This window comes from Skermanella sp., from assembly GCF_059503625.1.
Map to the genome: position 1 here is coordinate 1 of NZ_JCACHA010000119.1, position 3,813 is coordinate 3,813.

Annotated in this window: 8 protein-coding genes; all 8 read left to right on the forward strand. The window is 58.4% G+C overall.

Annotated features, from left to right (window positions below):
- Positions 1-221: hypothetical protein (locus AC5JJ6_RS03235; protein ID WP_496040665.1), on the forward strand; the 221-nt coding region annotated here is incomplete at its 5' end.
- Positions 218-874 carry a TetR/AcrR family transcriptional regulator gene (locus AC5JJ6_RS03240; protein WP_496040666.1) on the forward strand — a complete coding sequence of 219 codons (657 nt, stop codon included), beginning with the start codon at positions 218-220 and terminating at the stop codon, positions 872-874. The genes AC5JJ6_RS03235 and AC5JJ6_RS03240, both read left to right, overlap by 4 nt.
- Before the next feature lie 3 nt (positions 875-877).
- Entirely contained in the window at positions 878-1,180 is a 303-nt protein-coding gene (locus AC5JJ6_RS03245; protein WP_496040667.1) for a DUF6010 family protein, read from the forward strand.
- On the forward strand, positions 1,161-1,313 hold the full coding sequence (locus AC5JJ6_RS03250) for a DUF6010 family protein (protein ID WP_496040668.1): 153 nt from the start codon (positions 1,161-1,163) through the stop codon (positions 1,311-1,313). The genes AC5JJ6_RS03245 and AC5JJ6_RS03250 overlap by 20 nt, the downstream gene beginning before the upstream one ends.
- Positions 1,314-1,348: 35 nt before the next feature.
- Positions 1,349-1,705 carry a DUF3817 domain-containing protein gene (locus AC5JJ6_RS03255; protein ID WP_496040669.1) on the forward strand — a complete coding sequence of 119 codons (357 nt, stop codon included), beginning with the start codon at positions 1,349-1,351 and terminating at the stop codon, positions 1,703-1,705.
- Positions 1,702-2,127, forward strand: coding sequence for a CopD family protein (locus AC5JJ6_RS03260; protein ID WP_496040670.1), 426 nt, complete (start codon positions 1,702-1,704; stop codon positions 2,125-2,127). The genes AC5JJ6_RS03255 and AC5JJ6_RS03260 overlap by 4 nt, the downstream gene beginning before the upstream one ends.
- Positions 2,128-2,315: 188 nt before the next feature.
- A complete protein-coding gene (locus AC5JJ6_RS03265; protein WP_496040671.1) occupies positions 2,316-3,179 on the forward strand; it encodes an oxidoreductase in 864 nt (287 codons plus the stop codon).
- Positions 3,154-3,795, forward strand: a complete 642-nt coding sequence (locus AC5JJ6_RS03270) for a TetR/AcrR family transcriptional regulator (protein WP_496040672.1) — start codon at positions 3,154-3,156, stop codon at positions 3,793-3,795. The genes AC5JJ6_RS03265 and AC5JJ6_RS03270 overlap by 26 nt, the downstream gene beginning before the upstream one ends.
- The last annotated feature ends 18 nt before the right edge of the window (positions 3,796-3,813 follow it).

Here is a 3,813-nt window from a genome sequence, read left to right on the forward strand (position 1 = left end):
TCTGCGGCATGCAGTGGCGCGCCATCGGGCAGCTGTGCGACATCCCGTTCAACACACTGTTCAGCCTGTTCGCCCGCTGGCCCCGGCTTGGACTGTGGCGTCGCCTGCTCGACCGGCTGCACCGCACTTGGCGGCTGGCCTGTGGTGATGCCGCGGAGCTGACGGCCGTCGTCATCAACAGCCGCTCCTGCAGGTCAGCGCCGAGATATTTTTTCCTTTGAAAAATAGTACGATCGGTCGTATCGTTTACGATATGAAGGGAAGCAAAACTAAAGAGCGATTGTTGCGCATCGGGCTTGACCGGATGAGCGTGCAAGGGCTGTCGGGCGTGACGCTTGGCGAGCTTGCCAGCGCAGCGGGCCTGTCGAAGAGCGGACTGTTCGCGCATTTCCGCTCCAAGGAGCAGCTGCAGGTCGATCTCCTCAAAGAAACGGCACAAACCGCCAATCGCCTCGTGACCGAACCGATCATGCGAACAGCCAAGGGCCTTCCGCGGCTGAGCGCCGTGATGGACCTGTGGCTCGGCTGGCCGCGTCGTGCCGGCCTGAGCGGCGGTTGTCCGGTGGCGGCGGCGCTATTCGAATTTGACGACGTTGAAGGCGAACTCCGCTCCCATGCGCTTAAGCTTGAGGAGCATTGGCGAGAGCAGCTGCGCCAGTTCGTCCGCGAAGCAGTGGCCGAGGGGCATCTGAACACTGACACCGACGTCGAGCAGTTCGTTTGGGAGCTCTGCGGGATCTATCTCAGCCACCATGTGTCGAGCCGCTTCATCCGCGAAGAAGGCGCAGACGTCTATGCAAGAAAGGCGTTCAACGCTCTCGTCCAGCGCAATCAAGCCACGCCTGTCCCCATGCAGCACCGACCGGAAGCCTAGCGCATGCTCTCATCGTTCTTCGCGGGCCTGCCTGCCCCTCAGCTTGTCCGGCCCGTTCTGGTAGGATTCGTACTCATCGCGCTTATTTCTTCGCTGTTGGTGGAGGCAGGCTGGCGGAAGTTCACCGCCATATCTCTGGCCAGCGCGGGCACTGCCTATCTCAACGGCAGTTCCGGAATGTGGCAGTTCGTCTTTTGCGCAGTCCTGCCCGGGCTGGCCTATGCCGGTCTGTTCCACTGTCGCGTAATCACGCTTGGATGCGGGCCCATAACGCACCTGGGCCGGTTTGCACCATCTCTACGGTAATCCGATCATCCCGTTCGCACCGATCTCGCCCTTCGACTGCGTTATCTGCGATCTGATGATCGTGGCCTGGTATGTGATCGGGGCTCCGTTGAGCTGGACGGATTTTCAAGCAGTCAGAGCCGCGGCCCCATAGTGCCGACGCGCAATCAGAAATGAGGAACACCATCGATGGTTGACCAAACGGCACCCCCGCAGTCGGCGAGCGGGCTTGAACGTCAACAGCTGAAGCGGTTGGAGATCCTTTCGATCATCGAGGCGACGACGCTCGTCCTGCTGGTCTGCCTTGCCGCGCCGCTGAAACATATATTCGGCTGGCCGCTTGGATCGCGAATTCTGGGTCCCGTCCACGGGATTGCCTTCCTGGCTTATAGCTGGACAGCGCTGCAGACAGTCGCCGCCGGCGGCTGGCGGGGGCGCGACATCGCGCGGCTGTTCGCTGTCGCTTTCCTGCCATTCGCTGGCTATTTCAACATTGCCTGGCTTCAGGGGAAGACCGAAGTGCTCCAGCGCCAGGAGGCAAAATGACGGCCATAGAGTTTTATCCCTATCTCGTGGCCGGGCATGTGACGGCGGTGGTATTCCTTGTCGGCGGCCTGCTTGCGTACGATCGGATGATGAACGTGATTGCGCAATATCCGCAGGAACAGCAAGCCGGAACCCTGGCGGTCCTGCTTCAGCTTGATCGCCGTGCCACGACGCCGGCACTGCTGCTTACCTGGGTCCTCGGCCTCTCCCTGACGGTGTGGGCCGGGTGGTTTCCATCGCCATGGCTAATGGTCAAACTCGTCTTCGTCGTCGCGCTTTCAACACTCCATGGCGTGCAGTCGGGACGGCTGCGCCGCTTCGTTCGGGACGAAAAGCCCGCGAAGGGCACTCCCGGAATTAGCATCGGAATAGTGGTCGCCATGCTTACAATCGCCATTCTTGCAGTCGTGAAGCCGATTTGAGAACTGAGGGATCAAACGTGGCGAGCGGATGCCGCCTGCGGGTGCGCGGAGCGTTCGCCGCTTCAATCGCAGCGTCCGAGCTCCCGCATACTTGACATATTATGTTTGTCATGTAAACTATGCCTATGATTACAGAATCATCATGGAGTTTCGATGACGTTCCCGCTCTAGCGGGACGTGTCGCACTGGTGACCGGCGCCAACACGGGATTGGGCTTCGAGACGGCCAGGACGCTGGCCGCACGCGGGGCTCAGGTCCTCCTCGCCTGTCGCAATCAGTCCAAGGGCGCACGAGCGCTTGATCGAATCCGAGCAGTCCAGCCAGATGCAGCAGTGTCGCTTCTCCCGCTCGACCTGGCCGATCTCGACTCAGTGAAAGCGGCCACAGACTCCGTTGTGGCCGCTCACTCGCGGTTGGACCTGCTCATCAACAATGCGGGTATTATGGCTCCGCCATTCGCTCGAACAAACGAAGGTTTTGAGTTGCAGTTCGGCACCAATCATCTCGGGCATTTTGCAGTGACCGGGCGATTGCTTCCGTTGATTCTATCAACCTCGTCGTCACGTATCGTGGTCGTGTCGAGTGCAGCCGCGAACTTCGGCCATATCGACCTCGGCGATCTCAATTTCGAGCGTCGGCCATACTCGAAGTGGGGCGCATATAATCAGAGTAAACTTGCAACCTTGATGTTTTCTCAGGAGCTTGCACGCAGACTGGACGCTGCTTGCAGTACGACAATAGCAACGGCTGCGCATCCTGGAGGAGCGGCAACGGACCTGCAACGCACTACGTGGTACTTCCGGTGGTTCGTAAATCCTTTTCTGGCCGCATCGGCAAGCGGCGGCGCTTTGCCGACGATAAGGGCCGCGACGGACTCTGCCGCGGCGAATGGATCATATTGGAGTCCGTCTAAATTCCTAGAAATGCGCGGACCGCCTACGAAATCCATTCCACCGGCTCGCGCTCTGGAACTTGGCGTGGCAGAGCGACTGTGGAGCGTTAGTGAAGAACTGACAGGCGTCCGCTTTGAATTCAATTCGTACGCTGCTTGAAGAAACGAACATGGCTCCGCCAATTGCTGATCTGTCAGCCATTCTTAAAGCTGCAATGGAGGTCTTTTTTCGTTTTGGCTACAAAAAGGCGTCTATGGACGACATTGCCCAGGCGGCGGGACTTTCCCGCCAAGGGCTGTACCTCAAGTTCAGCACGAAGGAGCAGTTGTTCAAAGCTGCGCTGGAGCATCTCGCCTCGCACTTGCTGAAAGAAGCAGAGGAACTATCGAGGTGTGCTGCCCTTGACGTGGAGTCCCGGCTGATGATGATTTTTGATGCCATCCACGGTGACGCGAAAGCGCCTGCCATTACGGCCGAATTGCTTGATCACGCGCGCTCAAAGCACCTCGATACTGTGAGGCGTTTTGAGCAGGATTTCATTCAGATCATCGAAGCACTGCTGATTGAAACTGGGGTGGATAAGCAGTGGTTATCGGCTCACATGACGGCGAGGAACCTTTCCGAACACCTTCTTTGGGCTGCGTCTGGTATTAAGGGAAGTGCATCCACCGGCAGCGAATACAAAGGCCGCATGGCTATATCTATTGCGCTTGTAGTGCGTGGTGAGGCTATTGCTGGTCCATTATTCACGCGTGAAACAAAGGACATTACATGAAATTGGTCGTAGTTGGTG

Excerpts from the sequence above, each read along its gene's own strand:
- AC5JJ6_RS03245 (WP_496040667.1), top strand. The coding sequence starts at position 878 with ATGCTCTCATCGTTCTTCGCGGGCCTGCCTGCCCCTCAGCTTGTCCGG.
- AC5JJ6_RS03255 (WP_496040669.1), top strand. The coding sequence starts at position 1,349 with ATGGTTGACCAAACGGCACCCCCGCAGTCGGCGAGCGGGCTTGAACGT.
- AC5JJ6_RS03260 (WP_496040670.1), top strand. The coding sequence starts at position 1,702 with ATGACGGCCATAGAGTTTTATCCCTATCTCGTGGCCGGGCATGTGACG.